General features: G+C 71.8%; 16 protein-coding genes. 14 read left to right on the forward strand and 2 right to left on the reverse strand.

The features are described from left to right. Positions 1-26: 26 nt before the first annotated feature. Together AVL59_RS16395 and AVL59_RS16400 are read right to left on the reverse strand one after the other, a co-directional pair. Positions 27-1,451, reverse strand: a complete 1,425-nt coding sequence (locus tag AVL59_RS16395) for an amidase (RefSeq protein ID WP_067304710.1) — start codon at positions 1,449-1,451, stop codon at positions 27-29. A gap of 124 nt (positions 1,452-1,575) precedes the next feature. Continuing rightward, complete coding sequence (locus AVL59_RS16400) at positions 1,576-2,805, reverse strand: MFS transporter (protein WP_237281517.1); 1,230 nt, start codon at positions 2,803-2,805, stop codon at positions 1,576-1,578. 372 nt (positions 2,806-3,177) lie between these two features. Here AVL59_RS16400 and AVL59_RS16405 point away from each other — a divergent pair, with 372 nt between their 5' ends. The 14 genes from AVL59_RS16405 (at position 3,178) to AVL59_RS16470 (ending at position 23,550) form a co-directional block, all read left to right on the forward strand. Then, positions 3,178-4,476: a condensation domain-containing protein gene (locus AVL59_RS16405; RefSeq protein WP_079146726.1), complete on the forward strand. Its 1,299-nt coding sequence runs from the start codon at positions 3,178-3,180 to the stop codon at positions 4,474-4,476. 238 nt (positions 4,477-4,714) lie between these two features. Next, positions 4,715-5,668 carry a fatty acid desaturase family protein gene (locus AVL59_RS16410; protein WP_079146727.1) on the forward strand — a complete coding sequence of 318 codons (954 nt, stop codon included), beginning with the start codon at positions 4,715-4,717 and terminating at the stop codon, positions 5,666-5,668. Between the two features lie 52 nt (positions 5,669-5,720). Continuing rightward, positions 5,721-6,377 (forward strand): N-acyl amino acid synthase FeeM domain-containing protein, encoded by a 657-nt coding sequence (locus AVL59_RS16415; protein WP_067304716.1) that lies wholly within the window; start codon positions 5,721-5,723, stop codon positions 6,375-6,377. Beyond that, entirely contained in the window at positions 6,349-8,085 is a 1,737-nt protein-coding gene (locus AVL59_RS16420) for an aspartate aminotransferase family protein (RefSeq protein WP_067304719.1), read from the forward strand. Before AVL59_RS16415 ends, AVL59_RS16420 begins: the two co-directional genes overlap by 29 nt. A 2-nt stretch (positions 8,086-8,087) precedes the next feature. Continuing rightward, positions 8,088-9,620, forward strand: a complete 1,533-nt coding sequence (locus tag AVL59_RS16425; RefSeq protein WP_067304721.1) for an AMP-binding protein — start codon at positions 8,088-8,090, stop codon at positions 9,618-9,620. Beyond that, positions 9,620-10,654: an amidohydrolase family protein gene (locus AVL59_RS16430; protein ID WP_067304723.1), complete on the forward strand. Its 1,035-nt coding sequence runs from the start codon at positions 9,620-9,622 to the stop codon at positions 10,652-10,654. The genes AVL59_RS16425 and AVL59_RS16430 overlap by 1 nt, the downstream gene beginning before the upstream one ends. Continuing rightward, entirely contained in the window at positions 10,651-10,899 is a 249-nt protein-coding gene (locus AVL59_RS52155) for a phosphopantetheine-binding protein (protein ID WP_067304725.1), read from the forward strand. The genes AVL59_RS16430 and AVL59_RS52155 overlap by 4 nt, the downstream gene beginning before the upstream one ends. Continuing rightward, on the forward strand, positions 10,896-11,831 hold the full coding sequence (locus AVL59_RS16440) for an amidohydrolase family protein (protein ID WP_067304728.1): 936 nt from the start codon (positions 10,896-10,898) through the stop codon (positions 11,829-11,831). The genes AVL59_RS52155 and AVL59_RS16440 overlap by 4 nt, the downstream gene beginning before the upstream one ends. A gap of 178 nt (positions 11,832-12,009) precedes the next feature. Beyond that, positions 12,010-18,366 carry a non-ribosomal peptide synthetase gene (locus AVL59_RS16445; RefSeq protein ID WP_067304731.1) on the forward strand — a complete coding sequence of 2,119 codons (6,357 nt, stop codon included), beginning with the start codon at positions 12,010-12,012 and terminating at the stop codon, positions 18,364-18,366. A 61-nt stretch (positions 18,367-18,427) separates the two neighbouring features. After that, positions 18,428-19,372: a thiamine pyrophosphate-dependent dehydrogenase E1 component subunit alpha gene (locus AVL59_RS16450; protein ID WP_067317357.1), complete on the forward strand. Its 945-nt coding sequence runs from the start codon at positions 18,428-18,430 to the stop codon at positions 19,370-19,372. After that, complete coding sequence (locus AVL59_RS16455; protein WP_067304733.1) at positions 19,365-20,390, forward strand: alpha-ketoacid dehydrogenase subunit beta; 1,026 nt, start codon at positions 19,365-19,367, stop codon at positions 20,388-20,390. The genes AVL59_RS16450 and AVL59_RS16455 overlap by 8 nt, the downstream gene beginning before the upstream one ends. After that, positions 20,387-20,623, forward strand: a complete 237-nt coding sequence (locus AVL59_RS16460) for an MbtH family protein (protein WP_067304736.1) — start codon at positions 20,387-20,389, stop codon at positions 20,621-20,623. The genes AVL59_RS16455 and AVL59_RS16460 overlap by 4 nt, the downstream gene beginning before the upstream one ends. A 372-nt stretch (positions 20,624-20,995) precedes the next feature. Next, entirely contained in the window at positions 20,996-23,071 is a 2,076-nt protein-coding gene (locus tag AVL59_RS16465; RefSeq protein ID WP_067317358.1) for a xanthine dehydrogenase family protein molybdopterin-binding subunit, read from the forward strand. A 20-nt stretch (positions 23,072-23,091) separates the two neighbouring features. Then, positions 23,092-23,550, forward strand: coding sequence for a (2Fe-2S)-binding protein (locus tag AVL59_RS16470; RefSeq protein ID WP_067304739.1), 459 nt, complete (start codon positions 23,092-23,094; stop codon positions 23,548-23,550). Positions 23,551-23,567: the final 17 nt, after the last annotated feature.

The raw sequence follows: 23,567 nt of genomic DNA on the forward strand, positions 1-23,567 counted from the left end.
GGTCACAGGGTACGGGCGCATCACGCTCACGCGGCCCTGGAATCCTCGCCCGGTTCCACGGGCGGCCAGAGCTCGTGCCAGCGCAGGTCCGCCTCCAACTGGGCGGCGAGGGAGACCAGCAGGGGTTCACTGTTCGCCGGGCCCAGCAGCTGACCGCCCACCGGCAGGCCTCCTCCGACGAAGCCGGCGGGCACGTTCACACCGGGCCAGCCGAGGACGTTCCATGGCCAGGCGTACGGACAGGCGGCGATCATCGCGCGATCGGTGGCGAGGCCGCGGAGCCCGTGCAGGGCACCGATCGCGAGCGGGGGAGCGGCGGTGGTCGGGGCGAGGACCACGTCGTACGACCCGAAGAACGCCCCGATCCTGCGGTGCAGGACCGCCTCGGCCCGCCGGGCCGCCCTCAGCGGGGCCCCGCCGAGGAGCCGGCCGAGCCGGGCCGCGTCCCGGGTGCGCGGGTCGAGCAGCGCGGGGTCGGGGGCCTCGCGGACCCGGTCGGCGATACCGGCGGTGGCGCGCGGCACGAAGGTCAGCCCGATCTGGCCGTAGGGCGGGTCGGCCTCCTCGACGATGTGCCCCAACGCGGCGAGTTTCTCGGCGAGTTCGAGAATCCGGGCCCGGACCTCCGTATGCAGCCGGGCGGGTACGGCGGTGAACGGCGGCTTGAGCGACAGCGCGACACGCAGCCGGCCGGGGTCGCGGCCGACCGCCTCCGTCACCGTGAGGGCCGGCGGGCGGTGCGGGTCCCGTTCGTGGTTGCCGCTCGCCGCGTCCAGCAGCAGGGCCGCGTCGGCGACCGTACGGGCCAGTGTGCCGTTGACCGTGATGCCGTGGAAGGACTCGCCGTGCGGCCAGGTCGAGATGCGTCCGCGCTGCGGCTTGATGCCGATCAGATGGGTCCAGGAGGCCGGGATCCGCACCGAGCCCGCACCGTCCGAGCCCAGCGCGGCGGGGACCAGGCCGGCGGCCACCGCCGCCGCGGAGCCCCCGGAGGAGCCGCCGGGGGTGTGGCCGGTGTGCCACGGGTTGCGGGTCTCCCCGAACGCCGGGCCCTCCGTGAACGGCCACTGCCCCAGCTCGCAGGTGTTCGTCTTGCCGACGATCACGGCCCCGGCCGCGCGCAGCCGCCGTACCGCCTCGCCGTCCGTCGCGACCGGCGGAAAGTCGCCGGGGCAGCCGAACGCGGTCGGTTCCCCCGCCACGTCCATGTCGTCCTTGACCGCGACCGGCACCCCGAGCAGCGGGCGCCGCGCTCCGCCGGCCAACTCCCGGTCGGCGGCGTCCGCTTCGGCGAGCGCGGCCTCGGCGCGCACGATCCGGAAGGCGTTCAGGGTCGGCTGGGTGGCCTCGATGCGGGCCAGGGCCTGCTCGATCAGCGCGCGCGAGGTCACCTCCCCGTCGGCGAGCGCGCGGACGGACTTCGCGAGGCCTGTGGCACGGTCGGGCGTCATGGCGGGGCACCTCCGGAAGCACGCTGTCTACCGAACGGTAACCGCAAGGTGCCGGGTGCCGTACGGGTTTCGTACAGGTGAATCGAGTCAGGTTCCCGTCAGCGCGTGAACCTGTTCGCGCCTGTCATGACTGGGCCCACGCGTCGTCCGGCTCCCGTGTCTGCTCCGGGGCGTCGGTCCACCGTTCCTTGCTGCCCACGGCGAGGAGTTGCTCCTCCAGCAGGAGCAGCAGGGCGACGAGGGTCATCAGGCCGCCGATCAGGAAGGTGCCGCGCACGCCGGTGAGATGGAGCAGCAGGCCGCCCATGAAGGCGCCCGCGGCCACGCCCGTGTTGTAGGCGGCGCCGTTCGCGGCGATGGCCGTCTCCGTGCGGCCCGGCGCGAAGTGCATGACCTGGCTCTGCGTGGCCATGAAGATCGGTCCCAGGGAGGCGCCGAGGAACACGATCATGATCACCGCCACGACCTGTGACCCGCCCGCCGCGTACAACCCGAGCAGTGCCACCGCCTGTGTCGAGACGGGGAGGGCGAGGGTCGCCCGCGGGAAGCGGTCGAGGAGCCGGCCGTACACCGCGACGCCGATGATGCCGGTGATGCCGAGGGCCAGGAGCAGGCCGCTCACGGAGGACTCGCTGAACCCGCTCTCGTCCACGAGGAACTTGGAGATGTAGGTGTATCCGGCGAAGACACCGGTGACGGTGAGACCGGTGACGGTCAGTACGACCGCGAACCGGCGGGTGTCCGGTGCGACGCCGTGCACCGCGTGTCCCGCTTCCGGGCGGGACGTCGGCAGCGCGGTGGCGATCACGATGAGGGAGGGGATGGCGAGCGCCCCGACCACCAGGAACGGCACCTGCCAGCTGGCGTGCTCGCCCAGCCAGGTGCCGCCGGGCACCCCGAGGACGAGGGCGAGCGAACCGCCCACGGACAGCGCCCCTATGACGCGGCCTCGGACCTCGGGGGGAAACAGGCCGACCGCGACCGGCCCCATCACCGCCCAGAACAGTGCCTGGGCCACCGCGGTGACCAACCGGCTGGTCAGCAGCACCCAGTAGGAGGAGACCACGGCCGCCGCGACGCTCGCGAGGAAGAGCGCGGCCAGCAGGACGCAGAGAACGAGGCGGCGCGGTATCGAGCGGGTCACCCTGGCGATCGGCACCGAGACGACGGCGACCGTGAGGCCGTACCCGGACACCAGCAGGCCGACGGCCGACAGTGACTGGTGCAGGTCGTCCGAGATCAGCTTGAGGATGCCGATCGGCAGGTTCTCGGTGGTGTTGAAGGCGAACGCTCCCAGCATGAGCGCACCGACCACGGCGACACCACGCCGGTACGTCGACTTCTCCGTCGCCATCCATCCTCCACGTTCACGGTGAGTACACAAAACTATGGGTGTGGCCTGTTTTAATTCCGAAGTGGCTTGATCTTGCTTCTGCTTACTTCAAGGAGTAGCCGAACGTCAGCGTAGACCCTGGTCGGCGAGAACGTGCTGAAGCACCTCGAATTACGGGATCGATCCTGCCGGCAAGAGGTCCGCATAGACATATCGGAGGTAGCCGGCTCGGTGTTGCGTACCGTGACGCTGGCACATGTCTTCACAAGGGCGTGGACGTTCCACCGGGTGGTGTGTAAGCTACAGTTGTTGCGTGGCTCTCCCAATGGTGTTCGTGACGTCTGTGTGATGTGGCGTCGATTTAAGCACGGTGGCCCCCACAAGGAGTGAACGTTGCTTAATCGCGAGGAACCGGAACTTCTCTTACTTGCTCCACAGTTACGCACTTGGTCGGCTCAGGCTGAAGACCTGAGCAACCCTGTTTACTGTATTTGCGACTACCTCGACATCCGAGGACAAGTCGACCCTGTTCTGATGAGCTCCGCGCATGACCACGTCGAGCGGGAAGCCGAGGCGCTGCGCCTGGGCATCAGGAACGCAGAAGGAGAGTACCGACAGTTCCTGCGCGACGAGACGGCCCCACTGGACTTCCTGGATCTGAGTGGAGAATCCGCGCCGGAAGCGGCGGCGAAGTCCTGGATGGAATCCGACGCCCATCGGCCGGTGGACCCGCTGCGGTTGTGCACCGCGGCGCTCATCAAGGTCGCCGGTGATCATTTCATCCTGTACCGGCGGGTGCACCACGCCCTCGTCGACGGCTACAGTCTCGCCCTCGTCTTCAACCGCACCGCCGCGGTGTACACCGCGCTCGCTCAGGGACTTCCGCCCGGCGACGGCGGCTTCCCTCCCTACGCACGTCTGCTGGAGACCGACGCGGAGTACCGCGGCACCAGGAGTTTCGCCCGCGACCGGGAGCACTGGCTGCGGAAGATGGCGGGCCACCCCGAGCCGGTGAGCCTCGCGGGCCGCAAGGCGGGACTGGCCATCGGGCGCCGCCGCACCGCCGAGCTCGCGCCGGACGCCGTCGCACGCCTGGAGCGCGCGGCCGGTGGTCTCGGCGTGACCTGGTCCGACCTGGCCGTCAGCACCATGGCGGCGTACGTGGCGCGCACCACCGGCGCCGGCGAGCTCCTGCTCGGCCTGCCCACCGGCGGCCGCCTGAGTCCGCAGACGCGGAACGTGCCCGGCATGACGATGAACATCCTGCCGCTGCGCCTCACCGTGGACACCACCACCTCGCTCGACGCGTTCGCCGGGCAGGTGTCGCGGGAGATAAGGGAAGTACTGCTGCATTCCCGCTATCCCACCGCCGAGATCTCCCGCGAACTCGCCGAACAGGGCGGCGGGTCGCGACTGTGGGGCCCCATGGTCAACGTCATGAGGTTCGATTACAAGCTGGACTTCGCCGGAGCCCACGCCGCCATGCGCACGGCGTCGATTCCGCTCACCGTCGACCTGACCGTGTACTTCTTCCAGACCTCGGCGGACGGCACCACCGAAGTCATTCTCGACGCGCATCCCGAGCTGTACAGCCCGGAGGAAACAGACCGGCACATGGACGGTCTGCTCTCTCTGCTGCGCTCGATGGAAACCACCGAGCCCCACACCGTCGTGGGTGACATCGGCAGCTGACTTTCATCGGTGAAAGCACAGTCCCTTTGCTCGTGAAGCCACAGCGGAACACCATCTGAATTCCGCGCATCAATAATTCCCCAACAGCGACCCTGCGGTGCGTCGGCATGCCGTCGACACAGTGCCGCCGTGCCGTCATGCCCCGAACCTTCCGGTCACGGGGAAACTCGGCGCGCCACCGGGAGATCCATCGGGCCACGCTGTTGGGGATAACTACGGGGAAAACGAGGGAACAACGATGGATCTGACCGCGGACGGCGCTGTCGCCCCGCAGTTACCGAATTCCCAGGAGGCCACCGAACTCAGAGCAGCGCTGAAACACCTGCGCTCGGATCCACGGGGATGGGTCTTCACCCTGAAATTCACCCTCTGCGCGCTGCTCACCGCGGGCGGCGTCGCGATGGCGCTGCGGCCCGAGTGGGGGTGGCGCGTCGCCGGAGTCGTACTGATCGGCTGCATGTTCGCGCACGCCGCGGAACTCCAGCACGAGACACTGCACAATCTCGCCTACCGCAGCCGCCGGCTGAACACGGTCACCGGAGTCGTCCTCGGCCTGCCGATGCTGATTTCCTTCGCGGCCTACAAGGCGACGCACATGCGCCACCACCGCGACCTCGGGACCCCCATGAACCGGGAGTTCTTCGACTACGGCGACCAGTACGGTCTCGAGGAGCGCTCGAAGTTCGGATCCTTCGTCGACTGGGCCGTGCGGTTCACCATGGTCCACCACTACGCGCTGTTCGTGGTGAACCTCGGCCGGTCCCTGCTCGGCCGGGACTTCAGCGGGGAGAGCGTACGGGTCTCGCGCCGCATACGCCGCGACCACCGCCTGGCCCTCGCCCTGCTGCTCCTGCTGTCCGCGCTGTCCTGGTGGCTGCACTCCGCGGTCGTCGTATGGGTGTGGCTCCTCCCGCTCGTCCTGGTGGCAGGGCCGGTGCACGCCCTCATCGAACTGCCGGAGCACTACGACTGCGAAACCCTGAACCGGGACCCGTTCGCCAACACCCGCACCATCCGCTCCAACCGCGTCCTGACATGGTTCACCAACAGCAACAACTTCCATGTCGAACACCACCTGATGCCCAATCTCCCGCTGGAGCGGCTGCCGGATCTGCACGCCGAAGTCCGCGGACGCATCCGCTACTTCAACCGCGGCTATCTCGAGTACTTCGGAAAGCTGCTCCGCAAGTGAACCGTGCGTACCCCGTGACCCCGCCACCCCCAGCAGGTGAGAGGAGCAGCAGGTGAACGTGACCTTCCGACTGGCGCGTACCGAGACCGACAAGACAGACGTGCTGCGGCTGCGTGACGCCGTGTACGTCGGCGACCAGGGCCGGCTCGCGGACGTGACAGACACGGCGGCGACCTTCGACCGCTTCGACCCCCATGCCGAGTACATCGTCGGGTACGCCGACCGGAGCCCGGTGGGCACCGTCAAGGTCGTCCCCGACACGGCGGCCGGGCTGCCCTGCGACGACACCGTGGACCTCACGGCACTGCGCAAGGGCAACCGGCTCGTGGAGTTCGGGCACTTGATGACCCTGCCCGAGGTGCGCAACCGCGACATAGGCATGGGTCTGATGCGCGCCGCCGTGGTCCACAGCGCCCGGACGTACGACATGACCCACATCCTCGGCGACTTCTTCGTCGACGACTCCGGAGGGCTGCGCGGCTTCTACAAGGAGATCGGCTTCTTCGCCCTGCACGAGCCGTACGAGGACACCCGTTTCAAGGGGGCGCCGCTCAGCCTCGTCGCCGCTCTCGACGTCACCGAGGCGGTCCGCCGCGCCCGCACTGAGCAGGGGAAGCAGAGCAGGCTGCTGCAGTACTTCTTCGGCGACTACGACAGCTACATACGACAGGAGGCGACGGATGCGGACACGGCGGCAGCTCCTCGCTGAGGCGAAGGCGGCGCACAACCACCCGGCCTACGCCAAGATGGCGTTCGTCATGGGCTGCGGAGTCCAGGGAAAGGGCGAGGGCAGCCGGGTCCTGGACGCCGACGAAGGCAGCGCGTATCTGGCCCTGTTCGACCAGTACGGCAACCAGTCCTTCGGCTACTCCCACCCGCGGATCGTCGCCGCGGTGCGCGAACAGCTCGACACCGGCGTCCTCAACAGCACCAAGATCATGTTCGAGGAGGTGCAGATCCGGCTCTCCGAGCGGCTCGCGGAGGCCACCGGACAGCGCCTGCCGTACTCGTACCTGGCCAACGGCGGCGGCGAGAGCATCGACAACGCGCTCAAGCTGGCCCGCGCCGCGACCGGCCGGCCCGGTGTGATCAGCGCCCGCGGCTGCTTCCACGGCAAGACCTTCGCCACCCTCAGCGCCTCCGACCGGCCCGAACACCGCGCGCTGCTCGGCCCGTTCATGGAGCACTTCCGCCAGGTCGACTTCGGCGACGTGGACCAGCTCGCCGCGGCGCTCGACGACACGGTCGCCGCCGTGCTCCTGGAGCCCGTGCAGGCGGAGGCGGGCGTGATCGTGCCGCCACCCGGATATCTCCAGGAGGTGCGCAGGCTGTGCACCGAGGCCGGCGCGCTGCTCGTCCTGGACGAGATGCAGACGGCGTTCGGCCGTTGCGGCACCTTCTTCGCCCACGAGCAGTTCGGCATCACCCCGGACCTGGTGTGCGTGGGCAAGGCCTTCGGCGGCGGGGTGCTCCCGCTGTCCGCGGTGCTCGGCACCGAGCGGGTCTGGGAGGTCCTGCGGGTGCTGCCGTCGACCTTCGGCTCCAGCCTCGGCGGCAACCCGCTGTCCTGCCGGGTCGGCATCGAGGCCATCGAGATCGCCTCCGACGAGGCGTTCCTCACCACGGTCAAGGAACGCTCGCTCACGATCGACGCGCGGCTGTCCGCCGCGGCCGCCCGGCATCCGGCACTCATCGCCGAACACCGCGGCCTCGGCATGATGCACGGCCTGGAGTTCACCGACGGGGCGACGGCCGGACTCGTGCTGGGCCGGCTCCTGGAGGAGCGCGTCACCTCGACGTACTCGCTCTACCAGACGAGCGTCCTGCGCGTGCAGCCCCCCATGGTCATCTCCGAGGAAGACCTCGACCACGGTCTGTCCGTGCTCGAAAGCGTCCTCGCGGAGGTCGACGGCCACCGGCAGCCGTCCGCGCCGTCCGGCGCGCCCACGGCGGAGCTGTCCCCGGTGACCCGGACCGTCCGGCTGCCGTACCCCGCCGCGCAGGTGCTGGACATGCTGGCGTCCCGGCCCCGGCTGCTCGACCCCTTCGCCGCGGACCCCGCGGCGGCCGCGGCACCGGGCCACGCGCCGGAGTTCGCCGGGCGGCTCGGCGGCGACGCGGTGGTCTGGGCGGACCGCGCCGAACTCCTCGACGACGGGGTGCGGCTGACCGCGGAGCCCGGCTGGCTGTGGCACACCCTCGAACGCCGTGTGACGGTCACGCCCGGCGACGGCGGAAGCCTCCTGGAGGTCCGCGTCGCCTGGAACACCGACAGCGGAGCGTACGAGGACATGCTCGGCGGCCGGATCGGATTCCTGGCGGGCGAACGGCTCGCCGAACTCATCACCGCGCTGGAAGCGGAACTCGACCGCCAGGGACACCTGGAGACGTTGGAAAGGAAGTCGGCCGACACGTGAGCATGAACCTTGCGGACCTCTTGGACCGCTCCGGCAACCACACCGCCGCCCGCGTGGTGGAGATCGACGTCACCGGCGGGCGCCGCGAGCTCACGCACAGCGCGCTGACGGACCTCGCACGCACCCGGGCGCGGCAGCTGACGGCCGCGGGCGTGCGCCCCGGCCACCTCATCGGCATCCGCGCGGCCAACAGCCTGGACTGGCTCGCCTGGGACCTGGCTGCCCTGGCCGCGGGAGCCCGGCTGAAGGCGTTCGCCGACACCACGGACATCCCCGACCCCCACGACTTCATCGCCGGCCACGGGCTCGCCCTGCTGATCGCAGACCTGCCCACGACCGCCCCCGCCGTCGTACGGCCCGACGGCGTCCCGGGTGCGGACGTGGTGCCGCCCACCGCCGTCGTCGTCGAGACCGACGACGTCCACAGCCTGGTCTACTCCTCGGGCACGACCGGCCGGCTCAAGGGCCTGGAGATCAGTGCCAAGGGCACCGAGTACGTCATCAACCGCTTCATCGACGCCTTCGGCGTGACCGGCACCGACCGGCACCTGATCTTCCTGCCGCTCGCCAACTACCAGCAGCGGCTGTCCGTCTACCTGTGCCTGTGGCTCGGCGCGGACCTGGTGCTCGCCCCGTACCAGCGGGTCTTCCAGGCGGTGCGCGCGGAGAGCCCGACCTTCCTGATCGGACCGCCCGTCTTCTACGACACGGCGCTCCAGCTCCATGTGAAGGGCGCGGGCAAGGACTCGCTCCCGGACTTCCTGGGCGGACGCATCCGCTTCATGATCACCGGCATGGCACCGATCCGGCGCGCGACCCTGGACGGATTCTGGGAGCGGGACGTGCCCCTGCTGGAGGCATACGGCCTGACCGAGACCGGCATGGTCGCCTGGAACACCCCGGACGACCACCGCGTCGGCACCGTGGGCCGCCTCATCGACCCGGACGCGGTGACCTTCCTCGACGACGGCGAAGTGCTCATCAACCGCCCGGCCCCGCTCGGGCGCGGCTACTTCGACACCGACGGGGACCCGACCGCCGCGGAGGTCTTCCAGGCCGACGGCACGATCCTGACCGGTGACTACGCTCGCCTCGACCCCGACGGGTTCCTGACCCTGATCGGGCGCAAGAAGGACGTCATCGCGCTCGGCAGCGGCCGCAAGGTGCACCCGGCCGAGATCGAGGCCGCGTTCACCGGCATCGACGGCGTCTCGGAGATCATCGTGGTGCCGACCCCGCAGTCCAACCGGCTCGGCGCCATCGTCACCCCGGCCGATCCGGCGGACACCGCCCTGCGCGGTCACATCGAGAAGCGCGTCGAGGAGATCAACGCGACCCTCGACGCCCACGAGCGCGTGATGTCGCTGGTCTTCTCCGACACCGCCCTGCGGTCCGATCCGGCGTTCATGACCGCCAACATGAAGCTCAGCCGGGGCCGCGCGGCGGAGCACTTCGCGGCGGCGGTCGAGGAGGAGTCCGCTTCCGGCGGGACCGCCGCGGGCGAGCCGGGCGCGGACGTCCGGACCGAGCGGTGATGGGGAGGGACCCCGGCGGCGCGCCGAGTGCCGGTGACGACACGCTGCCCGCAGTCGTCGACGCCCAGGTGCAGCTCGGCAGTCAACTCGCCATCCCCCGGGCCTTCCTGGAGTACCAGGCGGAGAACGCCCACCACCGCATGACCGCCTACGGCCACCGGGTCGAGCGCGAGCGCATGCTGGACCGGGTGCTCGCCGTCCACCAGGACGACGACGGCGACCGGCTCGTCGCGGAGATGGACGAAGCGGGGGTCGACCAGGCGTTCCTGGTGATCCCGGACTACTCGCACGTGGCGCGGTGCGCCCTGACACCGCCCGAACTCGCCGGGCACATCGACAAGGTGAACCGCCGGCACGCGGGCCGCTTCAAGGTCTTCTGGGGCGTCGACCCGCGCGCCGGGCAGGACGGTGTCGATCTGTTCGAACGGTGCGTGACCGAGTACGGCTTCGCCGGGCTCAAGCTGTACCCGCTGTGCGGCTACTCGCCGAGCGACCGCCGGCTGTATCCGTACTTCGAGATCTGCGAGAGCAACGGCCTGCCCGTGCTGAGCCACACCGGGCCGGGCTGGGGCCCGCTGGACTTCGAGTACGGCACACCGCTGCTGCTCGACGAGGCGGCGCGGGACTTCCCGCGGGTGAACTTCATCCTCGGGCACGGCGGGGTCACCCACGTCGAAGAGGCCACCTACATGTGCGCCCACCGGCCCAACACATACCTGGACATCAGCCAGTTCCACTCGGTCCTGGCCGCCGACGGCTGGCAGGCACATCTCAACCGGCTGTTCCGCCTGGGCATCAGCCACAAGATCCTCTTCGGCACCTGCTGGCCCTCCTACCGGCTCTCGGAGTCACTGACCGGCCTGGTGAGCGCCTTCGCCAAGGGGCAGCCCGCGGTGGCCGGGCTGAGGGAGGCGGACCGGCGCATGATCATGGGCGGCAACAGCCTGCGCCTGGTCGCCGGGACGCCACAGAGCACCGCCGAGAACGTCGGCAAGGACCACATCACCGTCACGGACCGGGGAGGCCGGGCATGAACGCGGACGTCGCAGCGCTGGAGAAGCTGATGGTCGAATGGGTCGAGCGGTGGATCGAGGGGGAGGCGCACGCGGCGATCGACGCGACGACCAACCTCAGCCACACCGGGCTCCTCGACTCCATGGCGATCGTCGGCCTCATCTCCTACCTGGAGGAACAGGCCGACGTCCACTTCGACTTCGCGACCTTCGACCCCCAGCACGGGATCAGCATCCAGGGCCTGATCCAGCACTGCGCGGAATGACCACGGTCTACGACGGCCACTGCCATGTGGCATCGACCGACTTCATCCCGCGGGCCTTCGCGCAGGACGTGGCGAGCAACGTCTGCTGCCGCCTCGGCTCCGTCGGCACGGCCCCGAGCCTCGGCCGTGTCACCGACGGCCTGGCGGCCCAGCAGCAGGACCATCTGGCCGACGGCCTGATCGGCGAGATGGACGCGGCCGGCATCGACCGCGCGGTGCTGCTCGTGCCCGACTTCGGCCTGCGGATGCCCGGCACACTGGATCCCGCTCAGGCGGCGCGCCGGCACCATGAGATCCGGCTGCGCCACCCCGGCCGCTTCTGGGTCTACATCGGCGTCGACCCACGGCGCGGACCCGAGGGTGTGCGTGCGTTCGAGGACATGGTCGACGCCTACGGCCTGGACGGGGTGAAGCTCTATCCGCCCTGCGGCTACTCGCCGTCGGACTCGGGCCTGTACCCGTACTACGAGATCTGCGCGGCCCGCCACCTGCCGGTGTTCGTGCACACCGGCCCCACCGCGCGCAGCCTCGACTACGGACCGGCGCACCCCCTGCGCGTCGACAAGGCCGCGCGGGACTTCCCGCGGGTGAACTTCGTCCTCGGGCACGGCGGACTCACCCATGTCGAGACGTGCGCCTATCTGGCGGCGTACCGGCCCAATGTGTACCTGGACACCGGCGGTTTCGCGAGCGGCCCGAGCCTGCCCTCCTGGCCCGAGCATCTGAACCGGCTGTTCCGGCTGGGCGTCAACCACAAGATCATCTTCGGTACGGACTGGCCGCTCGCCCGGCTCAACGGGCTCAAGACCCTGCTGGCGGAGGTCGTGGACGGTCCGACGGTGTTCGCCGGGGTGCCGCGCGCGGACCGCTCGCTCCTGCTGCACGAGAACCTGCTGCGCGTCCTCGCGCCGCGCAGCCGCCCGGAGAGCTGAGGCCCGGGGCGAGGCCGTACGCGAGGCATCACGAACACGAGGCACCACGTACACCAGGCATCACGAGCCACGCACGAGGCGCTCGCGCGGCACGGCCGCGCGAGCGCACCGCACCGCACACGCGCTGCCAAGAGCGCTCGAAGGTATCGGCGTTGAGAGAACGACCAAGGACGGGGCCATGGCAACCACCGGATCGGACAGCGCTTTCACGGATCACCGGCAGCGGTCGGCCGTCCCACCCGCGGACGCCACCGCCACGCTCACGGAACTGTTCGAAGCCCAGGTGTCCCGGTACGCGCACCGCACGGCCCTGACCATGGGCGACGAACACCTCGACTACGCCACGCTCAACGCCCGGGCCAACCGCCTGGCCCACGCGCTCCTCGCCCGGGGCGCGGGCCCGGAGAAACTCGTCGCCCTCGCCCTGCCCCGGTCCGCCGACGCCGTCGTCGCGATCCTCGCGGTCCTCAAGTCGGGCGCCGGATACCTGCCGCTGGACCTGGACCACCCGCGCGAACGGATCGACCGGACCCTTGCGGACGCCCGCCCGGTGCTGCTGCTCGGCCAGGACCTGACGGACGCCCCGGCCGGCGTACCCGGCCTCGCCCTCTCCGACCCGGCCACCGCCGAGGAGCTCGCCGCCCTGCCGGACACCGACCCCACCGACGCCGACCGCCCGGCCCCTGTCCGGCCCGCGACGACGGCGTACGTGATCTACACCTCGGGCTCCACCGGCCGCCCCAAAGGCGTGGTGGTCTCGCACGCCAACGTCATCCGTCTGTTCACCGAGACGGCGGACGAGTTCGGCTTCGACGAACACGACGTGTGGACCCTCTTCCACTCCTACGCCTTCGACGTCTCCGTCTGGGAGATCTGGGGCGCACTGCTGCACGGCGGTCGCCTCGTGGTCGTCCCGTACGAGACGAGCCGCACGCCCGAGCGCTTCCGGGCGCTGCTCGCGGCGCAGCGGGTGACCGTCCTCAGCCAGACGCCGTCGGCCTTCTACCCGCTGATGGACGCCGACCGGGACGCCGACCACGGCGAACTCGCCCTGCGCATGGTCGTGTTCGCGGGCGAGGCCCTCGACTTCGGCAAGCTCGCGCCCTGGTACGAACGGCACCGCGACGACCTCCCGGTGCTCGTGAACATGTACGGCATCACCGAGACCACCGTGCACACCACGATCGCCCGGCTCCGCGCGGCCGAGGCCGTCCCGCACGCCCCCAGCCGCGTCGGCGTCGGCATCCGTGACCTGTCCCTGTACGTCCTGGACGAGGCGCTGCGCCCGGCCCCGCCCGGAACGGCCGGGGAGCTGTACGTCTCCGGGCCGGGGGTCACCCGCGGCTACCTCGACCGGCCGGGACTGACCGCCCAGCGCTTCGTGGCTGACCCCTTCGGGCCGCCCGGCAGCCGGATGTACCGCAGCGGCGACGTGGTCCGCTGGAGCGAGCGGGGCGAGCTGGAGTTCATCGGACGCGCCGACCAGCAGATCAAGATCCGGGGCTTCAGGATCGAGCCGGGCGAGATCGAGGCCGCGCTCGCCACCCACCCCGCGACGCGCCAGGCCGCGGTCGTCGCCCGGGAGGACACCCCCGGCGACAGACGTCTGGTCGCCTATGTCGTGGCGGAAGGACGCCCGGAGGCCGACGAGGACGCGGACGACGCGGCCGCGCGGCAGGTGCACGACTGGCAGAATGTGTTTGACGCCCAATACGCCGAGGCCGCCGAGCCCGCCGAGCGCACGGCCTTCGGTGAGAACTTCGCCAGCTGGTACGACAGTTACACCGAACGTCAGCCCATCGCGCCGGACCACATGCGCGAGTGGCGCGACACGACCGTCCGGCGCATCCGGGAACTGCGGCCCCGCCGCGTCCTGGAGATCGGCGTCGGAACCGGCCTGCTCCTGTCCCGGCTCGCCGCCGACTGCGAGGAGTACCACGGCACGGACGTCTCCGCGCGCGCCGTCGAAACCCTCGCCGGCGAGATCGCCGCGCGACCGGACCTCGCCGCGCGGGTCCGGCTGCGCCACCAGGCCGCGCACGACACCACCGGCTTGCCCTCGGGCCACTTCGACGTGGTGGTCGTCAACTCGGTCGCCCAGTACTTCCCGAGCGGCGGCTACCTCCTCGACGTCCTCGCCGAGGCCCTCGGCCTCACCGCACCCGGTGGTGCCGTCTTCGTCGGTGACGTACGCGACCTGCGCGCCCTGCGCCCCTTCACCACCGCGGCCCATCTGCGCCGTGCCGCACCCGAAGCGGACCGGGCCACGGTCCGCCACGCCGTCGAGCGCGCCCTGGTGCTCGAGGAGGAGCTGCTGCTCGCCCCCGACTTCTTCCACGCCTTCGCCGCCCGCCACGAAGCCGTCGGCGCCGTCGACATCCAGGTGCGCCGGGGAACCCTGCACAACGAGATGACCCGGTACCGCTACGACGCGGTGCTGTTCAAGACACCCGTGCGGAGCGCGGAGGCCGGCGGGCCGCGGCTGCGCTTCGGCGACGAACTGCCCGGCCCCCACGAGCTGGAGACGTATCTGCGGCGGCACGGCCCCGACCGGCTGAGGGTGCTGTCCGTCCCCAACAGGCGCGTCACCCAGGAGGCCGCCGCGGCAAGGGCGTTCGAGAACGGCACCGGCATCGAGGACGCGCGCCGCACCCTCGCCCAGGAGCCCCGCGGTGTCGATCCCGAGGAGCTCTACCTGCTCGGGGAGCGCCTGGGCTACCACGTCGCCGTCACACCGGCGGCGAAGGCCGTGGACAGGGTGGACGCGGTCTTCGCGCGCCGCGCGGCCACCGCCGCCGGCCCCCTGGCGGCGTACGAGCCGGACGGCACGCCCGGTGACCCGCTGGCCCACGCCAGCAGCCCGGTGGCCGCCCGCCACGGCGCGCGGCTGACCGCCGCCCTGCGCGAACACCTGCGCACGCGGGTGCCCGACTACATGATCCCGTCGGCCGTGGTGCTCCTGGAGCGGCTGCCGCTGACCGTCAACGGCAAGCTCGACCGCGCCGCCCTGCCCGCGCCGGTCGTCGAGGCGCAGTCCACGCGGGCCCCGCGCACCGAGCGCGAGGAGGTGCTGTGCGCCCTGTTCGCCGAGATACTCGGCGTCGAGGGCATCGGTATCGACGACGACTTCTTCGCGCTCGGCGGTCACTCGCTGCTCGCCACCCGGCTCGCCTCCCGGGTCCGCGCCCGGCTCGGCGAGGAACTCGCCGTGCGCACCCTCTTCGAGCACCCCACCGTCGCCGCCCTGGCACGACGGCCGGAGAACCGGGCACCGCACCCGGCCCGCGTGCGGCCGGCGCTGCGCGCCGTCGAGCGCCCCGACCCGCTGCCGCTGTCCTTCGCCCAGCGCCGGCTGTGGTTCCTGCACCGTCTGGAAGGGATGAGCCGGGCCTACAACGTGCCCTGGACGCTGCGGTTCAGCGGCCGGCTGGACGTCACCGCACTGGCCGACGCGGTCGCCGGCCTCGTCGCCCGCCACGAATCCCTGCGCACGCTCTTCCCCGACCGGGACGGCGAGCCGTACCAGCGGATCCTCGCACCCCACGACGCCAGGCCGCAGCTCGGGCAAACGCGCACGACCGAGGCGGCGCTGCCCGGCGCACTCGCCGAGGCGAGCGGTCACCACTTCGACCTGGCCACCCAGATCCCGCTGCGGGCCCACCTGTTCACGCTGTCCGACACCGAGCACGTGCTGCTGCTCCTCGTCCACCACATCGCCTGCGACGGCTGGTCCCTCGCGCCGATGGCCGAGGACCTGATGGCCGCGTACGAGGCCCGCGGCACGGGGACGCCCCCCGGCGTGGACGACCACGGCCGTGACACCGCCGTCCAGTACGCCGACTACGGGCTGTGGCAGCGCCGTCTCCTCGGCGACCCGGACGACCCGGCCAGCCCCCTCGCCCGCCAGCTCTCCCACTGGCGGCGGCAGCTCGCGGATCTGCCCGGCCAGCTGGAGCTGCCCTTCGCCCGCCCGCGCCCCGCCGAACCCACCTACGGCGGCGAGACCCTCTCCGTCGCCTGGGACGCCGACCTGCACCGGCGTCTGTCCGCACTCGCCCAGGAGACCGGGACGAGCCTGTTCATGGTGCTTCAGGCCGGCCTCGCGGCACTCCTGACCCGGCTCGGCGCGGGAGACGACATCCCCATCGGCTCACCCATCGCCGGCCGCACCGACCAGGGCCTCGACCGCTCCGTCGGCTTCTTCGTCAACACCTTGGTCATCCGCAACGACACCTCCGGCAACCCGTCCTTCCGGGACCTGCTGCACCGCGTGCGCGACGTCGCCCTGAGCGCCTACGAGCACCAGGACGTGCCCTTCGAGTACCTGGTGGACGACCTCAACCCGCCTCGCGTCATCGGCCGCCACCCGCTCTTCCAGGTCTCGCTGGTCCTGCAGAACGCGCCCGCACCCCGCCTGGACACGCCCGGACTCGACATCACCACCGGCCTGCTGCACCCGGGATCGGCCCGCTTCGACCTGCTCCTGAACATCGAGGAGCGCTTCTCCGACGACGGCGAACCGCTGGGTCTGACCGGCTTCTTCGAGTACGGCACCGACCTGTTCGACCCCGAGGACGTGGCCACTCTCGCCACCCGTCTCGCCCGGCTCCTGAGCGCGGCCGCGGACGCCCCGCACACACCCGTCGGACGGCTCGGCATCCTCAGCGCCAAGGAGACGCGCCTGCTGTTCGAGGAGTGGAACGACACCGAGCGGCCCATCCCGGCCGTCACCGTGCCGGACCTGTTCGAGCGGCAGGCCGCCCGCACACCCGATGCCACGGCCGTCATCTGCGACGACGTGCGGCTCTCCTACGCGCAGGTCAACACCCGCGCGAACCGCCTCGCCCACCGGCTCATCGCCGCCGGCACGGGACCGGAACAGATCGTGGCTCTCGCCCTGCCCCGCTCGGCCGACATGATCGTGGCGCTCCTCGCCGTCCTCAAGTCGGGCGCCGCCTACCTGCCGGTCGACCCGCGCCACCCGGCGGACCGGATCGCGTTCATGTTCCAGGACGCCGCCCCCGTCTGCGTCGTGACCGCCCCCGACACCCCGTGCGAACTGCCCGCCGCCGTACCGCGCGTGCACCCGGACACCGGCGCCGGCACCCTCGACGGCGCGCCGGACGACCCCCGCGACACCGACCGGACGCTGCCCCTGACCCCGGCGAACGCCGCCTACGTGCTGTACACCTCGGGGTCGACCGGCCGCCCCAAGGGCGTCCTCGTGCCCCACGCCAACGTGGTGGACCTGGTGTTGTGGGGACGCGAGACCCTGGGCGGCGAACGGTTCGCGCACACGCTGGCCGCCACCCCGCTCAGCTTCGACGTGTCCGTCTTCGAGATCTTCGGCCCCCTGCTCACAGGCGGCGCCGTCGACGTCGTACCCGATGTGCTCGCACTCGCCGAACGCCCCGGCGGACAGTGGACCGGAAGCCTCATCTGCGGTGTGCCGTCGGCCCTTTCACACCTGCTGAACCGGCACGACGTGGCCCTCAGGGCGGACATGGTCGCGCTCGCCGGCGAGGCGCTGCCCGCACACACCCTGGCGGAGATCCGCGCCGCCGTGCCCGGGGCCCGCGTCGCCAACGTGTACGGCCCCACGGAGGCGACCGTCTACACCACCGCCTGGTTCCCGGACGGCACCGACACGGCACCGCCCACGGCTCCGCCCATCGGCCGTCCCGTGCGCAACACCCGCGCCTACGTCCTCGACGCCCGTCTGCAGGCCGTACCGCCAGGCGTGCCCGGAGAGCTCTACATCGCGGGAGCGGGCCTGGCCCGCGGCTATCTGGGCAGGCCGGGGCTGACCGCCGAGCGGTTCGTGCCCGACCCGTTCGCCGCCCCGGGCGAGCGGATGTACCGCACCGGCGATCTGGCCCGCTGGCGCGCCGACGGCAACCTGGAGTACCTGGGGCGCACCGACGACCAGATCAAGCTCCGCGGCCTGCGCATCGAGCTGGGAGAGGTGGAGACCGTGCTCGCGGCCCACCCCAAAGTGGCACAGACCGCGGCCGCCGTGCGCGAGGACACCCCGGGCGACGCACGCCTGGTGGCGTACTACGTACCCGCCGACGGCGCCGGACCGGCCCCGGACGGTGCCGAGTTGCGCGACCACCTGACCCGCAGCCTGCCCGGGTACATGATCCCGTCCGCCCTCGTACGGCTGGAGCGGATGCCGCTCAACCCCAGCGGCAAACTCGACCGGCGCGCCCTCCCCGCCCCCGACGACACGCCGGCGCGGCCCTCCGGGCGGCTGCCGCGCACCACGGCGGAGAAGGCCCTGTGCGACCTGTTCGCCGAGGTCCTCGGCGTGCAGGGCGTCGGCGTCGACGACAGCTTCTTCGACCTCGGCGGACACTCCCTGCTCGCCGTCAAGCTCGTGTCCCGCATCCGTGCCGCCCTGGACGCGGACCTTGGCATCCGGGCGGTGTTCGAGGCCCCCACCGTCGCCGCGCTGGCCCCGCGGCTGTCCCCCGAAGGAGACCGGAAGGGAAGGGAGCGCGGCCATGCCGAATCCACTTCGAAGCCCGCTTGAGAACCCTCGCGAAAGCCTTGTCGCCGGCGAGGCCGAACCCGCGGTGCCGCTGTACCGCACCATGAGACTCATCCGCAGTTTCGAGGAGCGCTGCGTCGAGCTCGTGAAGACGGGGGAGATCGTCGGCGGCATCCACCCCTGCACCGGACAGGAGGCCGTGGCCGCGGGCGTGTGCGCGGCGCTGCGCCCCGACGACGTCATCACCAGCACCCACCGCGGCCACGGCCACGTCCTGGCCAAGGGCGCGGACCCGGCGCGGATGATGGCGGAGCTCGCCGGGCGGATCACCGGGCTCAACAGGGGCCGTGGCGGCTCCATGCACGCGGCCGACGTCGGCCTCGGCATCCTCGGCGCGAACGGCATCGTCGGCGCGGGTGCGCCGATCGCGACCGGCGCGGCATGGGCCGCCGTGCGCGCGGGCCGGGACCGGGTCGCCGTCGGCTTCTTCGGCGACGGCGCCGTCAGTCAGGGCGTGGTGCTGGAGTCCTTCAACATGGCCTCGCTGTGGCGTCTTCCCGTCGTCTTCGTCTGCGAGAACAACGGCTACTCCTCGACGGTCACGGTCGAGGACATGGTCGCGGGCTCGATCACCGGCCGCGCGCAGGCCTTCGGCATCCCCGCGGAGTCCGTCGACGGCATGGACGCCGAGGCCGTGTTCACCGCCACCCGCGCGTGCGTCGAGCGGGCCCGCGCGGGCGGGGGACCGGCATTCCTGGAGTGCCGCACCTACCGCTTCGACGCCCACCACACCTGGGAGCACCGCTCCTTCGTGCGCTACCGCACCCAGGAACAGGTGGACGAGGGCCGCCGCCGCGACCCCCTGACGATCCAGGCCGAGCGGATCCCGGACACGGAGCGCGCCCGCGTCGACGACGAGGTGGAGGCCGTCCTGGAGTCGGCCGTGCGGTTCGCCCTCGACAGCCCCAAGCCCGATCCGGCCGACGCTCTCGACCATCTCTACGCGACGGGCCTGCGCCCCCGGGCGGGGGTGACCACCCATGCCTAAGCTCGGCTATCTCACCGCGCTCACCCGCGCCCTGAACGACGAACTCGAACGGGATCCCCAGGTCTGCGTGTTCGGCGAGGACATCCGCGTCGGCGTCGCCAACGTCACCAAGGGGCTCGTACAGCGCTTCGGCCCGGAGCGGATCGTGGACATGCCGCTGTCGGAGCAGGCGTTCACCAGCTTCGCGACCGGCGCCGCGCTGTCCGGGCACCGCCCCGTGATCGAGTTCCAGATCCCCTCGCTGATGTTCCTGGTCTTCGAGCAGATCGCCAACCAGGCGCACAAGTTCTCCCTGATGACCGGCGGCCAGGTCAACGTGCCGGTCACCTATCTGGTGCCCGGTTCCGGCTCGCGCACCGGCTGGGCGGGCCAGCACTCGGACCAGCCCTACAGCCTGTTCGCGCACGTCGGCCTCAAGACAGTGGTGCCGTCCAGCCCCTCCGACGCCTACGGCCTGCTGGTCTCCGCGATCCGCGACGACGACCCGGTGGTGGTGCTCACGCCCGCGGCGTCGTCGATGAGCTTCGAGAGCGTCGACCTCGCCCGGCTCGCTCCGCTGCCGCTCGGCGTCGGTCATGTGGCGCGCGAGGGGACGGACGTCACGGTCGTGGCGGTGGGCCACTTCGTGGGGCAGGCCCTGGAGGTGGCCGAGGAACTGGCGGCCGACATCTCCGTGGAGGTCTTCGATCCGCGCACGGTCTACCCCTTCGACTGGCACGGTCTGGCCGAGTCGGTGAACCGCACCGGCCGCCTCGTCGTCATCGACGACTCCAACCGGTTCTGCGGCCTGGGCGCCGAGATCGTCGCCACGGCCTCGGAGGAGATGCGCCTGGTGGCGCGGCCCCGGCGGATCACCCGGCCGGACGGCACGGTGCTGCCGTTCGCCCTCGACCTCGACCGGGCGGCACAGCCGCACCGCGACCAGCTGGCGACGGCGATCCAGCAGGTCTGCGAGGAGCAGGGCCGGTCCGTGCGATCCACGGGAGAAACGACACGTCGAGAAGGAGTCACCCGATGAGCGGCAATCCGTTCGAGGACCCCGAGGGCACCTATCTGGTCCTCGTCAACGACGAGGGGCAGTACTCGCTGTGGCCCGCGTCCGCCGAGGTACCGGCGGGCTGGCGGACCGACCTCGGGGAGAGCCCCCGGGACACGGCGCTGGACCACATCAACGCCGTCTGGACCGACATGCGTCCGCGCAGCCTCGTCCGGACCATGGAGACGGACACGGCGCGCCCGCCGTCGCCGTGAACGGAGCCCGGCTCCCCACGGACGACACCGGACCGGGCGGTCCGGCGGTGCCGGTCCAGGGCCCGGGCGGCCGTGACATCCATGTCCCCTGCCAGGTCGCCGCCTTCGCGGACGACCTGGCAGGTCCGCCCGTCCCGGGCGGCGGACAAGGCGATCGTGCAGTTCCTCACCGGCGAGGCCCGCCGCATCGCGTCGCGGTGGCGCCGCAGGCAACCGGCGCACGGCCGAGCCCCTCCTACCTGTCGAGCGATCCGTACCGGGACACGCGCCGCCCCACGGGCCGTGCCCTGCCCGCCCCACGCGCCGACAGGAGCCCTCGCCATGGACCGCACCGAGCCCCCGCCCGCCGACGGTCTGTCCCGCCGCCGGTTCATGGTGTACTCGGTGGCCGCGACCACCCTGACGGTCGCCGCCCCGCTCGCCTGCACCCCCTCACCCGCGCAAGGAGCCGAGTCGCCGGCCCGCACCGGTGCCGACGTCCTGGTCACCGGCACCGACGAGGAGATGCTGGTCCTGGAGGTCACGGCGGCCAACCAGGTCGTCGTCCGGCTGCCCCGGGCCGAGGTCGGCCAGGGCATCACCACCGCGGTCGCCATGATGATCGCCGAGGAGCTGGACGCCCGTCTCGCCGACGTGCGCATCCCTCTCGCCGACGCCCGCGGCAAGGGCAACCAGTACACCGGCGGGTCGAGTTCGGTCAGCTCGCTCTACGGCCCGGCCCGGCAGCTCGCCGCCACGGCCCGGGCCCGGCTGGTGACCGCCGCCGCCCGCGAGTGGCACCTGCCCGCCTGGTCCCTGCACACCCGCGACACGATGGTCGTCGCCCCGGACGGGCGTACGGCCACCTTCGGCTCGCTGACCGAGCGCGCGGCCCGGATCCGCCGCACCGCCGTTCCGGCCCGGCCCAAGCCGGCCTCCCGGCACCGGGTGATCGGCCGGCCGACGACCAGGATCGACGCCCGGGACATCGTCACCGGGCGGGCGAAGTACGCCGGGGACCAGGCGGTGGCGGGCGCGAAACCCACGGTGGTGGCCCGCCCGCCGACGCTCCGGGGCAAGCTGCTCTCGGTCGACGACCGGGCCGCCCGCGCCCTGCCCGGCGTCCACGCTGTCGTCCGGCTGCCGGGCGGGGTGGCCGTTGTCGCGGACACGTTCCACCAGGCCTTCCGTGCCCGGGACGCGCTGCGTCCGACCTGGGAGCCGGGACCGCTCGCCGGCCTTTCGGACGCGCAGATCCGCGCCCGGCTGAAGGCGGCCGTACCCCGGCTCGGCACCCCGCCCCGCGGATCCACCCCGGTCTCGGGCGAGTTCGCGTTCGCCTTCGTCAGCCACGCCCCGATGGAGGTGCTGACGGCGGTGGCGGACGTCCGCGCCGACCGCGCGGAGCTGTGGTTCTCCTCCCAGACCCCCATGGACGCGCGGGACGCGGTCGCCGCGGCGGTCGGTCTGCGCCCGTCGGTGGTGCGGGTGCATGTCGTACGGGGCGGGGGCTCGTTCGGGCGCCGCCTGAACTTCGATGCCGCGATCGAGGCGGCCCTGGTCTCCAAGGCGGCCCGCCGTCCGGTGAAGCTGATGTGGAGCCGGGGCGACGACATCCGCCACGGCCGGATGCGCCCCGCGAGCCACCACCGGATCCGGGCCAGCCTGGCGGGGGGCCGGGTGGTCGCCTTCGAACAGGTGACGGCCTCGGTGGCGGAGTCGGGCGACGGCAAAGGCCTGTCCGCGCAGGGCGGGGTGCGGACCCTGTCCGGCCCCCTGCCCAGCGACACCGGCCTGTACGACTTCGGCCGTGTGTCCGGGGATTCGGGCGGCGTAGAACTCGCCGTCCCGCTCGGCGCCTGGCGGTCGGTGGACTCCGGGACGGTACGTACGGCCGAGGAGATCGTCGTGGACGAGATCGCGCGCGGACTCGGGCGGGACCCCGTCGCCTTCCGCCGCGCGAGCCTGCGGAACAAGCGGGTCGAAGCCGTCCTCGACAAGGCCGCGACGGCGGGCCACTGGGGCCGGGCCATGCCCGAGGGCACCGCCCAGGGGGTCGCGGTGCACGAGGAGTACGGCTCCTGCGTGGCCTGCCTCGCCGAGATCGACACGCGGGACCCGAAGAACCCCCGGGTGACCAAGGTGGTGATGGCGGCCGACGTGGGCATCGCCGTCAACCCGCGTGGCCTGGAGGCCCAGTTGATGGGCACCGCGATCGACGGGATCTCCGTCGTCCTCCAGGCGGGCCTGCACATCGACCGGGGCGCCGTCCGCGAGGGCAGCTTCGCCGACTTCCGCTACGCCCGCCAGCGCCAGGCCCCGCTCGTCTTCGAGGCTTACATCCTCCCCTCGGCCAAGGAGCCGGGCGGCGCCGGAGAACTGGGCGTCCCCGCGGCATCCGGCGCGGTCGCGAACGCCTACGCCCGCGCGACCGGCACCGTACCGCGCTCCTTCCCGCTCACCTTCTGACCCACGACCCGAAGGCACCCATGCGCTCGTACTCCTTCACCCTCAACGGCGAACCGGTCACCGTTCAGGCCCCCGCCGACATGCCCCTGCTGTGGGTCCTGCGCGACCTGCTCGGCGTCACCGGCCCCAAGTACGGCTGCGGCGTGGGCGTCTGCCGCGCCTGCACCAGCCACCTCGACGGAGCCGAGATCCAGCCCTGCACGGTCCCGCTCGCCGACTGCGCGAACCGCGCGGTCACCACCATCGAGGGCCTCGCCGACGGCGACACCCTGCACCCCGTCCAACAGGCCTGGCTGGACTGCGACGTGGCCCAGTGCGGCTTCTGCCAGCCGGGCCAGATCATGGCGGCCGCAGCCCTCCTCGAACGCACTCCCCACCCCACGGACGCCGACATCGACACCATCGAGAACATCTGCCGCTGCGGCACCTACACCCGCATCCGGGAGGCGATCAAGAAGGCGGCGGAGAACGGGGGCTGACCCCTGGCCGGTCCGGC

Source organism: Streptomyces griseochromogenes (assembly GCF_001542625.1).
GTDB classification, from domain to species: Bacteria; Actinomycetota; Actinomycetes; order Streptomycetales; family Streptomycetaceae; genus Streptomyces; species Streptomyces griseochromogenes.